This window comes from Streptomyces sp. NPDC031474 (assembly GCF_055581185.1).
On sequence record NZ_JBVIJX010000002.1, the window covers coordinates 374,483 to 392,615 of the forward strand.

The following is an 18,133-nucleotide window of genomic DNA, read 5'->3' on the forward strand; positions in this document are numbered from 1 at the left end:
GCGGCTGCCCGGTCCGGGGGGCAGCCGCGCATCGCACGTGTGCCCCTGACCTCGACCGCCACGGCATCGAGCCGAAAAGGATCTGGAGAGAGTCGCGTTTCCATATCTGAGCCCAGCTGAGGATCATCAGACAAGCTGACGGAGTCCTAGAGTGCCGGCACGGTCTGCTCCGGGGTGTTCCACCCCGATACCCGCACCTGAGGCGCGGCCCCGTGCAGATCAGGCGTCCGGTAGGTGGCCCTCAGAGTCGTCGACTCGCCCGGCCACAGGCTGACTTGGTTGTCGGACCACTGAACCGGTAGCACGGACTTGCCCGTTGAATCCACGAGGTGTACATCGGTGAGCAGCGACGGCGTCTTCCCGGTCCCCGTGTTCCGTACGATGACCGTCGTCGTGGACGTGCCGCCCGGGCCGGACGAGGTCGAAGCCGACGCCGAAACCGGCACCTGCGCCATCGAGTTGAGCCCCCTGAGGTCCGCGTAGCTCGTAGTCGGCGTGTAGTACCAGTCGGTGTTGGCCCAGTCGAGGGTGTCGGCCTTGGTGGACAGCCAGTAGACGTTGCGGCTGACCTCCTTGCCTGTGGAGTCGGTGAGGGTCAGACGCGCAAGGTACGTCGTCGACAGTCCGCTCACCGAGGCGGGCACCGTGAGCGCGGTGCTGCGCGCACCGTCCCCGCCCACACTCACCCCGGCCGCCGTCCTGTCGTACTTCTGCGAACCGTCGGTGTTGAACAGCGTGACCCGGGCCGTGAGGCCGGACGCGGACGCGTGCCGGCTGTTCACCACCACGACCGAGTTGTCGTCGTACGAGTACTGGATGTGCAGCGGCTCGTTCGCCTTCTTGGCACCGAAGTAAGCGCCGCCCTGATCGAGGTATCGGTCCATCAACTGCCAGTGCAGCGAGGTCCATCCGCTGTTGAACATCCAGTAGATGACTCCGGTCGCGGGCTTGGAGGAGTCGGTGGCGTTCCGCCCATACGCCTCGTACTGCGCACGCACGTTCTCGTACTGGGTGAGCTGTGCCTTGCGTACGTAGTCCGTGAGCCCGGTCGGTGGGCCGTAGCGGCCGGTCAGGGCGTCGTCGTAGAGCTTGAGGGTGCCGAAGGTCGACGACGGCGAGCGGTGGTACTGCTTGGCGTTCGGGTTCTTCCAGAGGGTGTCCTGCTCGGCGGGGGACATCATCCGGCGCAGCGTGTCGAGCGTGGGGATGTCGGGGCCCGCACTGGTCTCGGAGTTGAAGCCTGTCGCGCCGCCCTCGCGCTTGGCGTACCAGTAGTTCGGCGGGATCCAGTCATACGGCCCGGTCATCTTCATGCCCGAACTGCCGCTGACCGGCGAGGACTTGTCGGATGCGGCAGGGACCACTGGTGTCGGCCAGTCGGCTGCCTTCAGGGCGTCGAGGTAGTTCTTCTCGATCGCGGCGTCCGGCGCGAAGTCGCTGCCGATGAGGAACGAGATGACGCTCGGGTGGTCACGCAGGCGCGCGGCCTCGGCGGCCATCGACGCCTTGGCGACGGGATAGTCGGCGGCGGTCCACTTGTCGCCCGACTCGCCACCGTTGACGTTGCCCTCCCACTTGTCGCAGCACTCCCAGCCGGGCAGCGTGAGGATGCCGTACCGGTCCGCGAGGTCGAAGAACTCGTCCGGCTCGATGTGCCCTTCGAGGCGGATCGTGTTCAGGCCCAGGTCGAGCGCGTACTTCAGCCGGTCCTCGACATAGGTCTTGTCCCAGCGCAGGAACTCGTCGGGGGACCAGCCGCCGCCCTTGATGAGCAGCTTGCGGCCGTTGACGCTGTACTGCCGTGCGCCATCGGAGTCGAGAGGTGCCTTCACGTCGCGGATGCCGAAGTCCTCGTGGGCGGTGTCGGAGGGGGCGCCGGAGACGGAGGCGGTCAGATCGAGGCCGTACAGAGGCTGTCCGCCCATGCCGGCCGGCCACCACACCTTCGGGGACGTCAGACGCAGGGCAGGGAAGTCGGCCGGCGTGAAGGTGACCGCCTTCGTCTCGTGCGCGGCGAGCGGGACGGTCTTCGTGAAGGTGGCCGACCCGATGGTGCCGGAGACCGTGGCCGTGACACCGGAGTTCGTGTCGTTGCGCGCCTGCGCCTTGACCGTCAGGTCCGCGGAGGCGAGCGACGGTACGGCGAGCTTGGTCACCACATGCGCGTCGCGCAGCGCGACCGGGCCGCCACGGCGGACGAGGACGTCGCGGACGATGCCCATGTTCTCGTCGGGCGGCGGCTCGAGCCAGTCGATCCAGCCCATGGTCAGGTTCTTGTTCGGGTCGTTGGGCCGGATGCGGAAGGCGACGGTGTTCGTGCCCGCCCGCACCAGCGAGGTGATGTCCAGCTCGTGGTGTGTGTAGGCGCCCGCCACGTCGGCGGCCTTGGCGACCTGCTCGCCGTTGACGTAGACGTCGGCCGCCGAGATCACCCCGCTGAAGTCCAGGTAGCTGCGCTCGGTGGTGTCGGTGACCGTGAAGTCCGAGCGGTACCACCAGGGGACCTGGAAGTCGGCTTTCGGGATCTTCTGCTGATTGGTGGAGTAGAACGGGTCGGCGTAATTCCCGTCCGAGAGCAGCGCCGCGAGGACCGTGGAGCGGGACCCCGCCGGGTACCAGTCGCCTGCCGGATAGCCGGGACGGGAGACATCGGCCGCCGAGTCGGTGACCTTGGCCGTCGACTGGATCGCGTACCCGGAAAGGGCGGTGGCGCTTCCCGCGGTGGAAGCCACCGCTGTGGCCCGGGCGCGCTGAACCACAGCCGACCAGGGACGGAGTTCCCCTGCACACGCGCTGGTCGAGAGGGTGCACACGAGGCCCAGGGCGACGGCGGCCGTGGCGAAGCGCCGGCCGGGCCCGGAAGCAGGGCGGTGGAACACGGTGGTCTCCTTGGAAGGTCGGGGGAGCATCCGCGCTACGGCACTGCAAGTTAGGAAACCTTACTAACTGACCCATAAGCTAAGTGGCTGGGTAAGCCATGTCAATCACCGCCCTGCCCGCGGGGGCGGGGGAGTGGCCCGGCTTCAGGAAGCCGAGCGCCGCTCGAACACCGCGTCCCGCGCCGTCCCCAGAGCCGTCGCCACCGCGCCGAGCAGCACGGCATCCTCGCCCAGCCGGCCGGGTACGATCTTCGGCCGCAACGGCGTGAGCGTACGCAGGGTCTCGCGCACCGGCCGCAGCAGCAGGTCGATGCTGTGGCCCACGCCTCCGCCGAGGACCACCAGATCGGGGTCGAGCACAGCGGCGGCGGCCGCGACTGTGTGGGCGATCCGCTCGCCCTCCAGGCGAACGGCCGCTGCCGCGGCGGGATTTCCCTGTCGTGCCGCGTCGAACACGGCCTTCGCGGTGAGCTGCTGCCCGGTCATCCCGAAGTGCCGCGCCGCCTCGACGACGGCCACGCCCGACACCGCGTCCTCCAGCGTCTCCGGCTTCTGCTGCCCCGGCCACGGCAGGAACCCGATCTCCCCGGCCCCGCCGTGCGCGCCCGTGAACAGCCGCCCCTCACTGACGACGCCCATGCCGAGACCCGTACCGATCATGATGTACGTGAACAGGCGGCTGCCCGCGCCGACACCGAAGGTGTACTCACCCAGTGCCGCGAGGTTGGCGTCGTTGTGCACCTCCAGCGGGATGCCGAGTTCCTCACGCATCCGGTCGAAGAGGCCCGCCCGGCCCCATCCGGGCAGATGCATCGCGTACCGCACCCGGCGCTGCTTCTCGTCGTACACGCCGGGCGTGCCCACCACCGCGTGCGCCACCTTGTCCGCGCCGGCACCGGAGTTGGCGACGACCTGCCGTGCCGTGGAGACCACCAGGTCGGCCACGGCACCCGAGCTGCGCGCCCGGTTGCGCACATCGGCGCGCGCGACCAGGGCGCCGTCCAGATCGGCGACGGCCACGCGCAGCCAACTGCGGCCGATGTCGATACCCAGGGCGTATCCGGCCGCAGGATCGGGGGCGTACAGGACGGCCACCCGGCCGCGCTCCGGTGCAAGGGTGCCCACCTCGCGGACGAGCCCGGCCTGCTCCAGCGCCGCCAGAGCGCTGGAGACCGTCGGTTTCGACAGGCCCGTCTCGCGGGCGAGTTGGGCGCGCGAGGCGGCGCCGCCGGTGCGCAGTCGGTCGAGGAGCAGTCGCTCGTTGGTGCTGCGCAGCCGCTGACGGTTCCAGGGCTGTTCCGGCTGCTCGGCGGCGTCGCTGGCGGGCATCGCACCATTCTCACGCATTCATGACACCCTCTTGACGCATCTAGTAAGGCTCCTTAACTTTATCGCCCAGTCAGCGTCGCCGGGCGAGCCAAGGGGAGCCCAGCGCCGGCCGGTCACCCGCCGCCCTTGTCAAGAGGCCGCCGACAGACGTCGGCCTTCACGTCGTACCTCTCCCCGCGTCTTGCTTCAGGAGGACCCATGTCCGGTAGCCGTCCACCCACCGGTGGTTTCGTCCGCAGCGTTGGCCTGTTCCAGGCAACCGCCATCAACATGAGCCAGATGTGCGGCATCGGGCCGTTCGTGACGATCCCGCTGATGGTCGCCGCGTTCGGCGGCCCACAGGCGGTCATCGGCTTCGTCGCGGGCGCCGTGCTGGCGCTCGCAGACGGACTCGTCTGGGCCGAGCTGGGCGCGTCGATGCCCGGCTCGGGCGGCAGTTACGTGTATCTGCGCCAGGCCTTCCAGTACCGCACAGGCCGCCTCATGCCGTTCCTGTTCGTGTGGACGGCGATGCTCTTCATCCCGCTGATCATGTCCACGGGCGTGGTCGGGTTCGTCCAGTACCTGGGCTATCTGGCCCCCGACATGGGCAGGACAACGGGCGATCTCATAGGTGTTGGCATCGTCGCCCTGGTGGTGGTCCTCCTCTGGCGGGGCATAGAGCACATCGCCCGCATCACCGCCGTCATGTGGGCGGTCATGATCACCTCGGTCGTCCTGGTGATCGTGGCCGCGGCGACCGACTTCAGCGCGCACCTGGCCTTCACCTACCCGGCGCACGCCTTCGACTTCGCGAGCAACCACTTCTGGATCGGCTTCGCCGCGGGCCTGACGATCGGTATCTACGACTATCTGGGTTACAACACGAGCGCTTACATGGGCGCGGAGATCAAGGACCCGGGCCGTGCTCTGCCCCGCTCCATCGTCTTCTCGATCCTCGGCATCATGGCGATCTACCTTCTCCTGCAGATCGGCACGCTCGGCGTCATCGACTGGCACCGGATGACAGACCCGGGCGACATCGCCTCCACGTCCGTGGCCTCGGCGGTCATGGAGGAAACCTGGGGCAAGGGCGCCGCGGACACGGTCACGGTCCTGATCCTCATCACAGCGTTCGCCTCGGTCTTCACCGGTCTGCTGGGCGGCTCACGCGTTCCGTACGACGCCGCCCGCGACCGGGTCTTCTTCCGCCCGTACGCCAAACTGCACCCCCGGCACCGCTTCCCGACGATGGGCCTGGCGACCATGGGCGTCATCACGGCGATCGGCTTCCTGATCGGCCGCCACACCGACCTGGCCACGCTCATACAACTCCTCACCACGGTCATGGTGATCGTCCAGGCGCTGGCCCAGGTGCTCGCCCTCTCGGTCCTCCGCAAGCGCCAACCGACCCTCCGCCGCCCTTACCGCATGTGGCTGTACCCGCTGCCCAGTTTCCTCGCCCTCGCGGGCTGGCTCACCATCTACGGATACGCGGACAAGAACTCCCCGGGCCGCCATCCCATCGAATGGTCCCTCGCCTGGCTCGTCCTCGGCTGTATCGCCTACATCATCTGGGCACGCCTGGAGAAGGTGTGGCCCTTCGGACCGAAGGAGATCACGGAGGAGTACCTCACCGCACCGACCCCGGACACGGAGCCCGCGGGGACGTGAGGACGGGACGGGTTCCACGACGTCACGCGCGACGTCCACCACGGCGCCGGTGTGGGGGCGGTGAGGAATGAGGCCCCGTTATCCTGATTCCTGCTGGTCAGCGGGGCTGGCGTGCCGTCTCGATGGGGTGCTCGTGCTGGTCGGAGCGGAGATCGACAGCACGTGATCGTCCGTCAGGGGCGTCTTCTGCGCTTCCCGGGTGCGGGCCTCGGCTTGCCCCGTAGCTTCTGCGCGGGAGGCATCTGCATCCTGGACGTGCTGACGTGGACGGTCGAGCGGCGGATGTACCTGGCCGAGCGGGCTGAACTGCTGCGCAAGGAACTGGCGGGGATCGAGGTGGAGGTGGCCCGGCTGGAGGCCGCCGAGGTCGTCTTCGGGCAGTGGGCCGAGGTGACCGACGGCGGGCGGCAGCCGTCCGGCATCATCGAGCCGGAGCCGGAGCCGGAGCCGGAGCCGGAGCCGGAGCCGGAGCCGGAGCCGGAGCCGGAGCCGGTGGTGGCTGGTCCGGGTGCGGGTGGGATGCGGCTGGTGCCGGACCGTGTCGAGGGCATGGGGGTGGAGGTCCTCACCCCGGAGTACCGGCGGATCATGGAGATCGTGGCCGGTTCGGACGGTCCGGTGATGGCCAGGGACGTCGCGGTCGCGCTGGGCAGGGAGACGACACCGGCGAAGGTGGAGCCGGTGCGCGGGCAGCTGCGCAAACTCGCCGACCGGGGCTGGATCTCGCGGACCGGCTCGGGACGCTATCTGACGCGCTGACCGGTCAGGGCAGTGGCGGACCGGCCGATTCCGGCCGTAACAAGACGGCCCCCGGCGGGAGTTGGTGAATCTGTGACGAAAAACCAGCCTGCCGAAGGCCCTCAGGATGTCGTCTACCAGGTCCGTCTCCCGCTGTCGAAGCGGACCATCGATCTCGTCGCCGGCCTGATACGCCGCCGACGCAACCAGCTGGGCACCCGGTGGCGCAAGCTCACCCCGGGCGCCCAGGCGGTTGTCCTGCTCGCCGTGCTCCGCCACGACCAGCGCCTGGCCGACATGGCCGGCGGCAACCACGTCTCCGCCTCCACCGTGCGCCGCTGGGTGCTGGAAGTCCTCACCCCGCTGTCCGCCCGCGCCCCGCGACTGGACCCGGCGCTGAAGAAGATCGCCCGCAGCGGCGGAGTCGTGTTCCTGCTGGACGGTGCCTACGGGCATTCGGCGGGTCGCTGCGCTCATGAGTGGGCGGCTCGCAGGGTGATGTTCTCCGACACGATTTGGCCCGCGATTGGTCCGAGTGGAACTCCACTGGACGCCAGAGAGTAACGAGAAGAACCCCACTGATTGCATTGGGTAGCTATCGTGTCGAGTTGCCTGGAGCGCAACGATGCCTCCAGGCAACCGACTCCAGGCTCTAGAAGAACCCAAGTTTCTTCGGACTATATGAAACAAGAACGTTTTTCGTCTGCTGGTAGTGCTCCAGCATCATCTTGTGCGTCTCGCGCCCGATCCCGGACTGCTTGTAGCCGCCGAAGGCGGCGTGGGCCGGGTACGTGTGGTAGCAGTTCGTCCACACACGGCCCGCCTGGATCGCCCGGCCCGCGCGGTACGCCGTGTTGATGTCCCGTGTCCACACGCCGGCCCCGAGGCCGTACGACGTATCGTTGGCGATCTTGATGGCGTCGTCGAAGTCGTCGAACGAGGCCACTGAGACGACCGGACCGAAGATCTCCTCCTGGAAGATCCGCATGCGGTTGTCACCCTCGAAGATCGTCGGTCGGACGTAGTAGCCGCCCTTCAACTCGCCGTCGTACTCGGCACGTTCACCACCTGTGAGGATCTTGGCGCCCTCCTTCCGACCGATGTCGATGTAGGAGAGGATCTTCGCGAGCTGTTCGCCGGACGCCTGCGCGCCGATCATCGTGTCCGTGTCGAGGGGGTGGCCGGGCTTGATGAGCTCGGTGCGGGCGACGGCCGCCTCGAGGAAGTCGCCGTAATTGCCGCGCTGGATCAGGCCGCGCGAGGGACAGGTGCACACCTCGCCCTGGTTCAGCGCGAACATGGTGAAGCCCTCGAGGGCCTTGTCGCGCAGGTCGTCGTCCTTGTCCCACACGTCGTCGAAGAAGAGGTTCGGCGACTTGCCGCCCAGTTCCAGCGTGACCGGCTTCAGGTTCTCCGCGGCGTACTGCATGATCAGCCGCCCCGTGGCCGTCTCGCCCGTGAACGCGACCTTCGCCACTCGCGCACTGGACGCCAGCGGCTTGCCCGCCTCCTCGCCGAACCCGTTGACGATGTTCACCACGCCCGGCGGCAGCAGATCCGCGATCAGGCTCATCCAGTAGTGCAGCGACACCGGAGTCTGCTCGGCGGGCTTGATGACCACCGTGTTGCCCGCGGCGAGGGCCGGTGCGAGCTTCCATGTGGCCATCAGGATGGGGAAGTTCCACGGGATGATCTGCGCGACGACCCCGAGCGGCTCGTGGTAGTGGTACGCCACAGTGTCGTCGTCGAGCTCGCTGAGCGAACCCTCCTGGGCGCGGACCGCGCCGGCGAAGTAGCGGAAGTGGTCGATGGCCAGCGGGATGTCCGCCGCCAGCGTCTCGCGGACCGGCTTGCCGTTCTCCCAGCTCTCCGCGACGGCGAGGGGCTCCAGGTACGCCTCCATGCGGTCGGCGATCTTCAGCAGGATGTCGGAGCGCTCGGTCGACGAGGTCCGGCCCCAACTCGGGGCGGCCGCGTGCGCCGCGTCGAGCGCCCGCTCCACGTCCTCGGCCGTGCCACGCGCCACCTCGGCGAATGTCTCCCCGGTCACCGGAGACGGGTTCTCGAAGTACTGCCCCCGAGCCGGGGGTACGTACTCGCCTCCGATGTAGTGGTCGTAGCGCGTCTGGTAGGAGACGATCGCGCCCTCGGTACCGGGCGCCGCGTAACGGGTCATCCTGCTCTGCCTCCTTCAGCAGCGCTGCCCGCCATTGGGCAGCTCTGCGCGGGAGGCTAGGGACGCAGACGTTGCAGTCACGTTGCGCTGCTGGTCGGGGGCGTCATCCCGGCGGGGCGACGGACGCGTTGGGTGGGCGAGGGGGAGTTTCGGGTGGGTTGCGGGGCGGGGGCGTTCGGTGCGTGTGTCGAGCTGAGGGGCGCGTGTGCCGAGCCGACGGGTGCGGGCCCTGGGCGTGCGGGCGCTGCCGCCGGACATACGGGTGCGTCCGCCGGGACCCACAGGCGCGGTCTGCCTGGGCGACGGATGCACCCTTCGAGCACGGGAGCTCGTCCAGCCGTGCGGGTATGCAACCGCCGGGGCACGGGGGTGCGGGGCGCGGGGCACGGGGGTGCGGGGCGCGGAAGCGCGGGGTGCGGCCGGTCGGCCCGAGCCCGTCGCCGATGTCCGCAGTGCCTGGCAGGTGCGGGCGGTGGCTCGGCAGGCATGCGCAGTGCCCCGACCGGCCGGGGAGGCGGACCGGCGGGTACGCGTCGGACCCCGACCGGCGCGTGCGGTGCTCCGGTCTATGGGTGTGGCCATCCGGCGGGTGCCGTCAGTTCTGTTTCCAGTGAGGCGAGGCGCGCGCGTATCGCCGCTGTGGGGCGGGCTGCCGAGAGCGCCCGCCACGCGTCGAGGTCGTCCTCGCCCCACGGCGCGTGCGCCCAGTCCGCCAGCAGATCGGGGTCGCCGCAGGCGATCAGCGCGGCGCGCAGCCCCTCGGCGAGTCGGTGCCGGAGCCGCACCACCGCCGGTGCCTCGGAGGACGGCAGCAGCGGTCCGGTGTACGCCGTCAGGGCCGCCGTGACGGCGCCGGCAGCCAGCCGGCGTTCGACGATCGCCGCGTCCGACTCGAACGGAACGGTGAGCCGGTAGGGGCGCGAGGCCAGCAGCCCGGGGCCCAGCACCCCGCGCAGCCGGGCGAGTTCGGCGCGCAGCGTCACCGGTGTCACCGACTCGTCCTTGTACAGCGCGCACAACAACTCGTCGCCGCTCAGGCCCTCGGGGTGACGGGCCAGCAACACCAGGATCTCGCTGTGCCGCCGGCTCAGCCTGATGCTCCGGCCGCCGACGGCCAGACGTGCCTCGTCCCGGCCCAGCACCGTCAGCCGCGCTGTCTCGGCGGCAGGCCGTGCGGGGGCGAGCAGTGCCAGATGGGCCTCGGCCGCCCGCGCGACCGCCTGCACGAAACCCAGGCTGTGCGGATGCGCCAGCCCGTTCCCGCCCGTGATGTCCACGGCACCCAGTACCCGCCCGGTCCACGGATCGTGCACCGGGGCGGCCGCGCACGTCCACGGCTGCACCCGCCGGATGAAGTGCTCGGCCGCGAACACCTGCACCGGCCGGTCCAGGGCGACCGCCGTGCCCGGTGCGTTCGTGCCGACCGCGCTCTCCGCCCAACGCGCACCCGGCACGAAGTTCATCCGCCCCGCGTGCCGCCGTGTCGCCTTGTGGCCCTCGACCCACAGCAGCCTGCCGTGGGCGTCGCACACCGCCAGCAGATGTTCTCCGTCGGCGGCGAAGGTGCCCATCAGCTCGCGAAACAGCGGCATCACCCGCGCCAGCGGGTGCTCGGCCCGGTAGGCGCCGAGCTGACCGTCGGTCAGCTCCACACTCGCAGTGCCGTCGGGTCCCACGCCGGCGCGTGCCGAGCGCCGCCACGAGTCGGCCACGACGGCACGCACCGGTCGCGGTACGGTGCCCGCCTCGGTGAACGTCTCGTGCGCCTGTCGCAGGATCCGTACACGCTCGGCAGGGTCGGCCCCCGGCTCCAGGGCCACCCAGGGATCGGTCAAGTCGTCCTCCCGGAAGGGCATGCGGGGCGATACGGCTGGGGACATCGTCACGCCGAGTGCGTGGACCGACAACCGTTTGGACGTGGTCACCCGAAACGTGGGCGTCCGGTTCCGGTTCCGGTCCGGTTCGCGTCAGGCAGTGTTGACGAGCCACACGTAGCGGCCCCAGTCCCAGTTCGGACCGGGATCGGTGTGATCGGTGCCTGGTACTTCGTGGTGGCCGATGATGTGCGCCCGGTCCTTCGGGATGCCGTACCGGTCGCAGACCGATGCCGTCAGCCGAGCGGACTGCTGGTAGAGGGTGTCGGTGAAGTATTCCGGTCGATCCACCCACCCTTCGTGTTCGATTCCGATGCTGCGTGTGTTGTAGTCCCAGTTCCCCGCGTGCCAGGCGACGTCGGACTCGCGCACGCACTGCGCCGCGTGACCGTCGATGGAGCGCATGACGTAGTGGGCGGAGACTTTCTTCCGCGGATTCTGGAAGATGGACAGGGCTTTGACGTAGTCGGTCTGTGTGACGTGGATGACGACGCGGTCCACGACGTGGGTGGCGGGGCGGTGCGAAGCCGTGTAGTTGGACTCGGTCGCGGGCTGCCACTCGGCGAGCGGATAGTCGACGGTTCGAGGCTGCGCGCCCGCCCGCGCCTCGGGGAGCAGCGCGTACGGAACGACCGCCAGGGCGGCGCCCTTCAGGATGCGTCGACGTCCGGGGAGGGGTCCTGCTCGATCCACGAGGTGTTGCCTTTCAAGGAGTCTCCGACGGGGGGAAAGCGGCACCGACGCACGTGTAGTTGGTGTCGCACACATTGGCCAACGGCGATTCGACGGCCTGGGTTGCGAACCGGTACGTGTTCAGCTCGGCAAACCCGTAGTCCCGCACCGGCCACTGGACCAGGCCGAACCGGGATATGCGGAACACGTCCGCCAGCGGCCGGGCCGAACCGGTCGAGATGAGGTGGGTGTCCGAGTCGATGCGCGCCACAGGCAGCGCACCACCGAACGTCCGGGCGTACTCGCCCTGTACCGGACGTACGGTCAGGATCTGACGGTCGCTCATCGCTGCACGGCTCCGTTCCGAGGGAGGTCAGGGGGGGCGGCGAAGCGAACCCCCCTCGCACGCGTCGGTGCGTCAGCCGTCACGGCCCGACGACTGCGCCCCGCACGGATCACGTTACGGCGGGGGGCGGACCGGCAGACGGGCGTGCCGAAGTTCGGTGGACGACCGTGGCATTGTGGACAACTCGCTCACCCGAACGGGGAGTTCCGGCTCGAGCGGTTGGCGCGGTGCGGCCGCTCAGGCCCGCTCGGCCACCGCCGCCGGGTCGTCCATCACGGCCCGCACGACCGAGTGCGCGGCCCCGAGCAACGGTCCCTCGGGACCGAGCCGCGAGACGGACACCGGGCAGGCGGGGCCCGCCGTACGGCGGGAGAGTTCGGTCTCGAGGGACGGCAGCAACCACGGTGCGAGCCCGGCCAGGGCGCCACCGAGCACGACGCCTTCGGGGTCCAGCAGATTGAGCGCCCCGGTCAGGGCGATACCGAGGGCCGTTCCCGCCTCGCGCAGAGCGCGCCGTACGTTCGGATCGCCGTCAGCGGCGCGGCCCGCGAGGAGGCCGACGCGGTCCTCGCCCGGTGCCAGCCCGGCGGCTCGCAGCACCGCCTCCTCACCGGCGTACTGCTCCAGACACCCGCGTCCGCCGCACCCGCACTGCGGCCCGTCGGGATGGACCGGCACATGACCCAGCTCGCCCGCGAAGCCGCGGGTGCCGCGCAGCAGGCTGCCGTCCACGATCAGTGCGGCGCCGATGCCGATCTCGGCCGACACGTGCAGAAAATGCCCTGGAGTGTCCGTGCCGAGCCAGAGTTCGGCCAGCCCGCCGAAGTTGGCCTCGTTGTCCACGGTCAGCGGGAACTCCTCGGGCAGCAGCGCGCCGAGGTCGACGTCCTGCCAGTCGAGGTTCGGCGCGCGGACGACCGTACGGGCGTCGCGGGAGACTAGTCCGGGGACGGCCACGGCGAGTCCGGCCGGCCACAGCCCCTCGCGCTCCGCCTCGGCGACGACGCGGTGCACGAGCCCGGTGAGCTCCTCGACGACCGGCTCGGGGGAGCGGCCCCGGTTCGTGCCGTGCCGCACGGCGCGCGCCCGGACCTCGCCCCGCAGGTCGACGGCGCAGACCGCCAGGTGGTCCACGCCGATCTCGGCGCCCATCCCGGCCGGGCCGCGCCCGCTGACCGCCAGTGCCGAACCGGGCCGGCCCACCCGGCCGGGCCGCTCGGGGCCCAACTCCTCGAGCAGACCGGTGCGTATGAGTTCGTCGACGAGGGTCGACACCGCCGCCCGGGTCAGGCCGATGCGCGAGGCGACCGCCGCCCGCGAGAGCGGTCCCTCGGCGCTGACGGCGTGCATCACCCGGGCCAGGTTGCGGCGACGCATGCCCTGCTGGGTGTCGGGCAGCGCGCGCCCGGGGCCGGCCGGCCGGGTCTCGTGCAGCGGTGCTGTCATGCCTCCGTCGATTCGTCGATGCTCAGTGGGCGTCCGTGCTCCGTTCGAGCAGCGGGGCCGCGTCGGAGAGTACCCCGGCGATCCTGGCCAGCGTCTTCTCGTCCCGCTCGACGGCGTCGAGCACCGGACCGCGCGTGGTGTTCCAGCGGCGGGCGACGGCGGCCGGGTCCTCCCCGGTCAGTAGGCCCGCCGCCTGTGCCGCGGCCCCCAGCGCGACGAGTTCCTTGGCCTCGGGCACCTGCACCGGCCGCCCGGACAGCCGACGCACGGTCTGCTGCCAGGCCCTGCCCCGGGCGCCGCCGCCGATCAGCAGCAGGGGAGCCGAGCGGTCCGCGTCCTCGTCGAGGACCAGGTCGAGGGCGCCGAGCAGCGAGTGCACGGCGCCGTCGTAGGCCGCCTGCAGCAGCTGACCGGCGGTCGTGTCGTGGCGCAGTCCGTGCAGGAGGCCCGAGGCGTTGGGCAGGTTCGGGGTGCGCTCGCCGTCCAGATAGGGCAGGAGCGTGACGTCCGCGGCGGGCTCCACGGCTTCCCGGTCCAGGCCCAGCAGGGCGGCGACGCGGTCGACGGCGAGCGTGCAGTTCAGGGTGCAGGCCAGCGGCAGCCAGTCGCCGTGGGCGTCGGCGAAGCCGGCCACGGTGCCGGTGGGGTCGGTGGGGCGGCGCTTGGCCACCGCGTACACCGTGCCCGACGTGCCGAGGCTCAGTACGGGCGTGCCCGGCCGCAGCCCGAGCCCCAGCGCCGCCGCGGCGTTGTCACCGGTGCCCGGCGCGACCAGCGTTCCCTTGGCGAAGGGCAGGTCGTGGCTGTCCCGCACGGTGCCCGCCACCTCACCGGGCCGCACCACGCGGGGCAGCAGCGCGGGGTCGAGGCCGACATGGGCGAGGATCTCCTCGTCGTACGTCTCCGTCCCGGACGCCCACCAGCCGGTGCCGGAGACGTCACCGCGATCGGTGGTGCCCTCGCCCGTGAGGCGCTCGGTGAGGTAGTCGTGGGGGAGGCGCACGGCCTTCGTCGCGCGCAGGGCCTGCGGCTCGTGCTCGGCCAGCCAGGCCCACTTCGTGACGGTGAACGACGCGGCCGGGACGGACCCGGTCCGCTCCGCCCAGAACTTCGCGCCGCCCAGTTCCTCGGTCAGCCGACGGGCCTGCGGAGCCGAACGCACGTCGTTCCACAGCAGCGCGGGGCGCACCGGCTCACCGCGTTCGTTCAGCGTGACGAGCCCGTGCTGCTGCCCGCCGATCGACACCGCGGCCGCCTCGCGCGCCGCGTCACCGCACTGGTGCAACGCCTCGCGCAGGGCGTCCCACCACTGGCGCGGGTCGCTCTCGCGGCCGGCCCCGGAGGACACCGTGTGCGGCGCCTGGCCGCTCGCGACGACCTCGCCGGTGGCCGCGTCGACGACCAGCGCCTTGGTGGACTGGGTGGACGTGTCCACGCCGACGACGAGCGGACCCTCGGCTGCTGACATCGGGTTCTCCCTCAAGTTTTTTCCGCGGCTCTGCGGGATCTGTCTTCCCAGAGATGCGTCCGCATACTAATTTGTAAACGGCCATGACGAAATAGTTCGCCACCGCCAGCACGACAGTCTTCAAGCAAGGAGCCGCGGCATGAGCTACCAGCCCACCCCCGATGACAGGTTCACCTTCGGCCTGTGGACCGTCGGCTGGCAGGGAAGGGACCCGTTCGGCGACGCCACGCGGCGCGCCCTGGATCCGGTCGAGACGGTGCAGCGCCTGGCCGAGCTGGGCGCCTACGGCGTCACCTTCCATGACGACGACCTGATCCCCTTCGGGTCCTCCGACAGCGAGCGCGAGGAGCACATCAAGCGCTTCCGCCAGGCCCTGGACACCACCGGCATGACGGTGCCGATGGCCACCACCAACCTCTTCACGCACCCCGTCTTCAAGGACGGCGCATTCACCGCGAACGACCGTGACGTGCGCCGTTACGCCCTGCGCAAGACGATCCGCAACATCGACCTTGCCGTCGAGCTCGGCGCGAAGACCTATGTCGCCTGGGGCGGCCGTGAGGGCGCTGAGTCCGGTGCCGCCAAGGACGTGCGCGTGGCGCTCGACCGCATGAAGGAGGCCTTCGACCTTCTGGGTGAGTACGTCACCTCCCAGGGCTACGACCTGCGCTTCGCCATCGAGCCCAAGCCGAACGAGCCGCGCGGCGACATCCTCCTGCCCACCGTCGGCCACGCCCTGGCGTTCATCGAGCGCCTGGAGCGCCCGGAGCTGTACGGCGTCAACCCCGAGGTGGGCCACGAGCAGATGGCCGGGCTGAACTTCCCGCACGGCATCGCCCAGGCGCTGTGGGCGGGCAAGCTCTTCCACATCGACCTCAACGGCCAGTCCGGCATCAAGTACGACCAGGACCTGCGCTTCGGCGCCGGCGACCTGCGTTCCGCGTTCTGGCTGGTCGACCTGCTGGAGACCGCCGGCTACGCGGGCCCGAAGCACTTCGACTTCAAGCCGCCGCGCACCGAGGACCTCGACGGTGTCTGGGCGTCGGCCGCGGGCTGCATGCGCAACTACCTGATCCTCAAGGAGCGTGCGGCCGCGTTCCGCAGCGACCCGGAGGTCCAGGAGGCCCTGCGCGCTTCCCGCCTCGACGAGCTGGCGCAGGCCACCGCCGCCGACGGTCTGCAGAGCCTGCTCGCCGACCGCACCGCGTTCGAGGACTTCGACCCCGAGGCCGCCGCCGCCCGCGGCATGGCCTTCGAGCAGCTCGACCAGCTCGCGATGGACCACCTGCTGGGCGCCCGCGGCTGAAGCCGCCGTCACGCGTGTGTGCGCCGATGAGGGTGCACGCGCGCGTGCCGCCGAACGGCCGATGTTTCGAGCGGTCTCCGTACGGAGTACGCCGGAATGATGCGGTCCATGGCATGGATCCGTATCAACTTCCGTGCGGAGGTCGCGCCCCGAACGGGCCGCCGCGACGCTGGACGGTATGGCCATGCCGCCCGTACCGCCCCAGCCGCCCGGACCGCCCGGTGGCACGCCGCCTCCGGGTGGCTTCGGACCGCCCCGGTCCCGCTTCGGACCCGATGACGGGACGGGAGGGGGCGGCTGGCCGCCGCCTCCGCCCCCGGAGTCGCCAGGAGGCTCCGGGGGCTCCGGAAGACGTAGGAGCCCCCTCTTCGTCGTCCTCGCTCTCCTTGTCACCGCCGGAGCTGTCATCGCCGTCGTGCTGATGGCCTCGGGAGGCGGCGGCTCACCGGACGACAAGCCGACCGCCGGGAGCAGCACCGGCAGTGGCTCCACTCCCGCGCCGTCCTTCAGCCTCCCGGTGGAGCTGCCGAGCGGCCTGCCGACCGAGCTGCCGTCGCAGCTCCCCACCGACCTGCCGACCGCGATACCGAGCGGCCTCGAGTCACTGCTGCCGTCCCTGGGCGAGCTGCTGCCCTAGGACGTGTCGCAAAGTCCCGCCTGGCTCGCGACGCCCGGCACGCTCCCTCGGCGGGGGACCCCAGCCGCGTTGTCGGGTCGCCCACGTACACCTGGTACGAGGGCGACCCTCCGCCTTGTGATCGCACGCACCGGACGCCGCGAGCCCCGCCCTCCGGGCAGACGGCGCTACTTTGCGGACACGACCTGGTCTGCACGCGCGCGTGGGGTGCTCCGCACGGCCACGCGCGCGTGCCCACGACACCGTCCGTCCCTCTCAAATGCGCCGCGGCAGCCGCACGTAGGTGACCGTCGTCTCGATGCCGCTGTCGACGAGCCGGCCCTGAGCGTCGAACGCGCCGGCGCCGTCCGTCATCCCGAAGTCGTTGTCGTTGACGAGGGCCAGCGTGTCGCGGTCGACACGCGCGACACCCTCGATCTTCCCGGGCACCCCGGCGACCCTGCCCAGATCGACCACCAGCCGCTTGGACAGCACCGGGACCCCCGAGGCGGCGGGATCGTCGAGCTGCTCCAGCGACGGTGTGGTCGCCGCGTCGTCCCAGCGGCTGCCCAGGATGTCCGCCTCCCTGCCCAGCCGTACCAGCTGCAGCCGTGCGGCCTTGTCCGTGCGCTCCTCCACCAGCAGCCGTTCGCCGCCCACAGCGACCACCGAGGAGATCTTGAGCTCGGAGGTGTCGTCCTCACCCGGGTCGACCACGTCGACCGGGTCGAAGCGGTACGCGTACTCGGCGGTGACAGCCTTCTTCTTCGGCGAGAAACGCAGCAGACGCACGGTCCGCGAGCCCTCTCCCGCAGCCGTGTCCGGCAGCGACAGCGGGCTCTGCATCGCCAGCACGAGGTCGCCGCCCGGAAGTTGGGCCAGCCCCTCGAAGCCACGGTTGATCTTCCGGTGCAGCAGGACGGCGGGCAGTGCCTCCACGACCGGGTAGTCCGTGCCAGTCAGGTTCAGCCCCTGGGGAACGTAACGCGTCAGCACCTTCCCGCGCGCGGAGACGTGCACCAGCGAGGGCCCGTACTCGTCGACGAGCCAGAAACTCCCGTCCGCGGCCCGCACAAGGCCTTCCGTGTCCAGCCCGTTCGGGTTGTACGCCAGGGGTGTCAGCGCGTTGTAGGAGTACGGCGCCTCGTCGCGTCCCGCCTGGTTCGGCAGCCCCGTCACGGGCTTGCCCGACGACGTGGTGACCGGGATCGCCTGCACCACCTTCACCGTGTCTGCGGACACCCGGATCCGCACGATCGCCGGGTCGAACCCGGGCGCGGGGAACGTGCGACGCTTGGTGCCGCTCACCTTGATCTGGCCGTTGGGCCCGCGGTCGGTGACCGTCCAGAACTCGCCCTTGTGGCCCGTCGGACAGATGTCGCTGCCGATGCCGCCGAGGTCCACGCCGCGGTCGTCGTCCACCGTTCCCGGCAGCAGCCCGTTGCTGAACGCCCCGAGCGGGATGTCGCCGAGAGTCGCGGTCCTGATGACGTGCGCCTCGTGCGGCCCCTTGGCCTGTGTACCAGCGGCGGCGGGTCCGGCAGTGGCGAGCGCGGCCAGCACGGCGAGCGGTACGCCCGCGGCGACGCAACGATTGACGCGGCGTCGACCGGCGGTATGCGGGGACATC

Annotated in this window: 13 protein-coding genes and 1 pseudogene; 5 read left to right on the forward strand and 9 right to left on the reverse strand. The window is 70.6% G+C overall.

Annotation, left to right across the window (positions count from 1 at the left end):
• Positions 1-146: 146 nt before the first annotated feature.
• Both ACZ5SK_RS04660 and ACZ5SK_RS04665 read right to left on the reverse strand, forming a co-directional pair.
• Positions 147-2,879, reverse strand: coding sequence for a glycoside hydrolase family 2 protein (locus ACZ5SK_RS04660; RefSeq protein ID WP_468575399.1), 2,733 nt, complete (start codon positions 2,877-2,879; stop codon positions 147-149).
• A gap of 144 nt (positions 2,880-3,023) precedes the next feature.
• Positions 3,024-4,208 (reverse strand): ROK family transcriptional regulator, encoded by a 1,185-nt coding sequence (locus ACZ5SK_RS04665; protein WP_334582697.1) that lies wholly within the window; start codon positions 4,206-4,208, stop codon positions 3,024-3,026.
• Positions 4,209-4,406: 198 nt separating this feature from the next.
• On the opposite strand from ACZ5SK_RS04665, the gene ACZ5SK_RS04670 reads away from it, so the two are divergent.
• From ACZ5SK_RS04670 to ACZ5SK_RS04680, 3 genes are all read left to right on the forward strand, one after another.
• Positions 4,407-5,861: an APC family permease gene (locus ACZ5SK_RS04670; RefSeq protein ID WP_334582696.1), complete on the forward strand. Its 1,455-nt coding sequence runs from the start codon at positions 4,407-4,409 to the stop codon at positions 5,859-5,861.
• A 213-nt stretch (positions 5,862-6,074) separates the two neighbouring features.
• Positions 6,075-6,620, forward strand: a complete 546-nt coding sequence (locus ACZ5SK_RS04675; RefSeq protein ID WP_468575333.1) for a hypothetical protein — start codon at positions 6,075-6,077, stop codon at positions 6,618-6,620.
• A 72-nt stretch (positions 6,621-6,692) separates the two neighbouring features.
• Entirely contained in the window at positions 6,693-7,163 is a 471-nt protein-coding gene (locus ACZ5SK_RS04680; protein WP_361706529.1) for a hypothetical protein, read from the forward strand.
• Positions 7,164-7,251: 88 nt separating this feature from the next.
• Here the strand turns inward: ACZ5SK_RS04680 and exaC are convergent, their stop codons facing one another.
• The 6 genes and pseudogenes from exaC to xylB all read right to left on the reverse strand — a co-directional run bounded on the left by exaC (position 7,252) and on the right by xylB (position 14,581).
• On the reverse strand, positions 7,252-8,775 hold the full coding sequence (exaC, locus tag ACZ5SK_RS04685; protein WP_334582693.1) for an acetaldehyde dehydrogenase ExaC: 1,524 nt from the start codon (positions 8,773-8,775) through the stop codon (positions 7,252-7,254).
• A gap of 566 nt (positions 8,776-9,341) precedes the next feature.
• Positions 9,342-10,610: a GAF domain-containing protein gene (locus ACZ5SK_RS04690; RefSeq protein WP_334582692.1), complete on the reverse strand. Its 1,269-nt coding sequence runs from the start codon at positions 10,608-10,610 to the stop codon at positions 9,342-9,344.
• A gap of 132 nt (positions 10,611-10,742) precedes the next feature.
• Positions 10,743-11,342 carry an N-acetylmuramoyl-L-alanine amidase gene (locus tag ACZ5SK_RS04695; protein WP_334582691.1) on the reverse strand — a complete coding sequence of 200 codons (600 nt, stop codon included), beginning with the start codon at positions 11,340-11,342 and terminating at the stop codon, positions 10,743-10,745.
• Between the two features lie 46 nt (positions 11,343-11,388).
• Positions 11,389-11,607, reverse strand: a pseudogene (locus ACZ5SK_RS04700) (acetamidase/formamidase family protein); the annotation flags it as partial.
• 297 nt (positions 11,608-11,904) lie between these two features.
• On the reverse strand, positions 11,905-13,113 hold the full coding sequence (locus ACZ5SK_RS04705) for an ROK family transcriptional regulator (protein WP_334582690.1): 1,209 nt from the start codon (positions 13,111-13,113) through the stop codon (positions 11,905-11,907).
• Positions 13,114-13,135: 22 nt separating this feature from the next.
• On the reverse strand, positions 13,136-14,581 hold the full coding sequence (gene xylB / locus ACZ5SK_RS04710) for a xylulokinase (RefSeq protein WP_361706524.1): 1,446 nt from the start codon (positions 14,579-14,581) through the stop codon (positions 13,136-13,138).
• Positions 14,582-14,720: 139 nt separating this feature from the next.
• Here xylB and xylA point away from each other — a divergent pair, with 139 nt between their 5' ends.
• A complete protein-coding gene (gene xylA, locus ACZ5SK_RS04715) occupies positions 14,721-15,887 on the forward strand; it encodes a xylose isomerase (RefSeq protein WP_334582686.1) in 1,167 nt (388 codons plus the stop codon).
• A gap of 421 nt (positions 15,888-16,308) precedes the next feature.
• Complete coding sequence (locus tag ACZ5SK_RS04720) at positions 16,309-16,524, forward strand: hypothetical protein (protein ID WP_334582685.1); 216 nt, start codon at positions 16,309-16,311, stop codon at positions 16,522-16,524.
• 255 nt (positions 16,525-16,779) lie between these two features.
• Here ACZ5SK_RS04720 and ACZ5SK_RS04725 read toward each other — a convergent pair whose 3' ends face one another.
• Positions 16,780-18,132, reverse strand: coding sequence for an esterase-like activity of phytase family protein (locus ACZ5SK_RS04725; RefSeq protein WP_468575336.1), 1,353 nt, complete (start codon positions 18,130-18,132; stop codon positions 16,780-16,782).
• Between the last annotated feature and the right edge of the window lies 1 nt (position 18,133).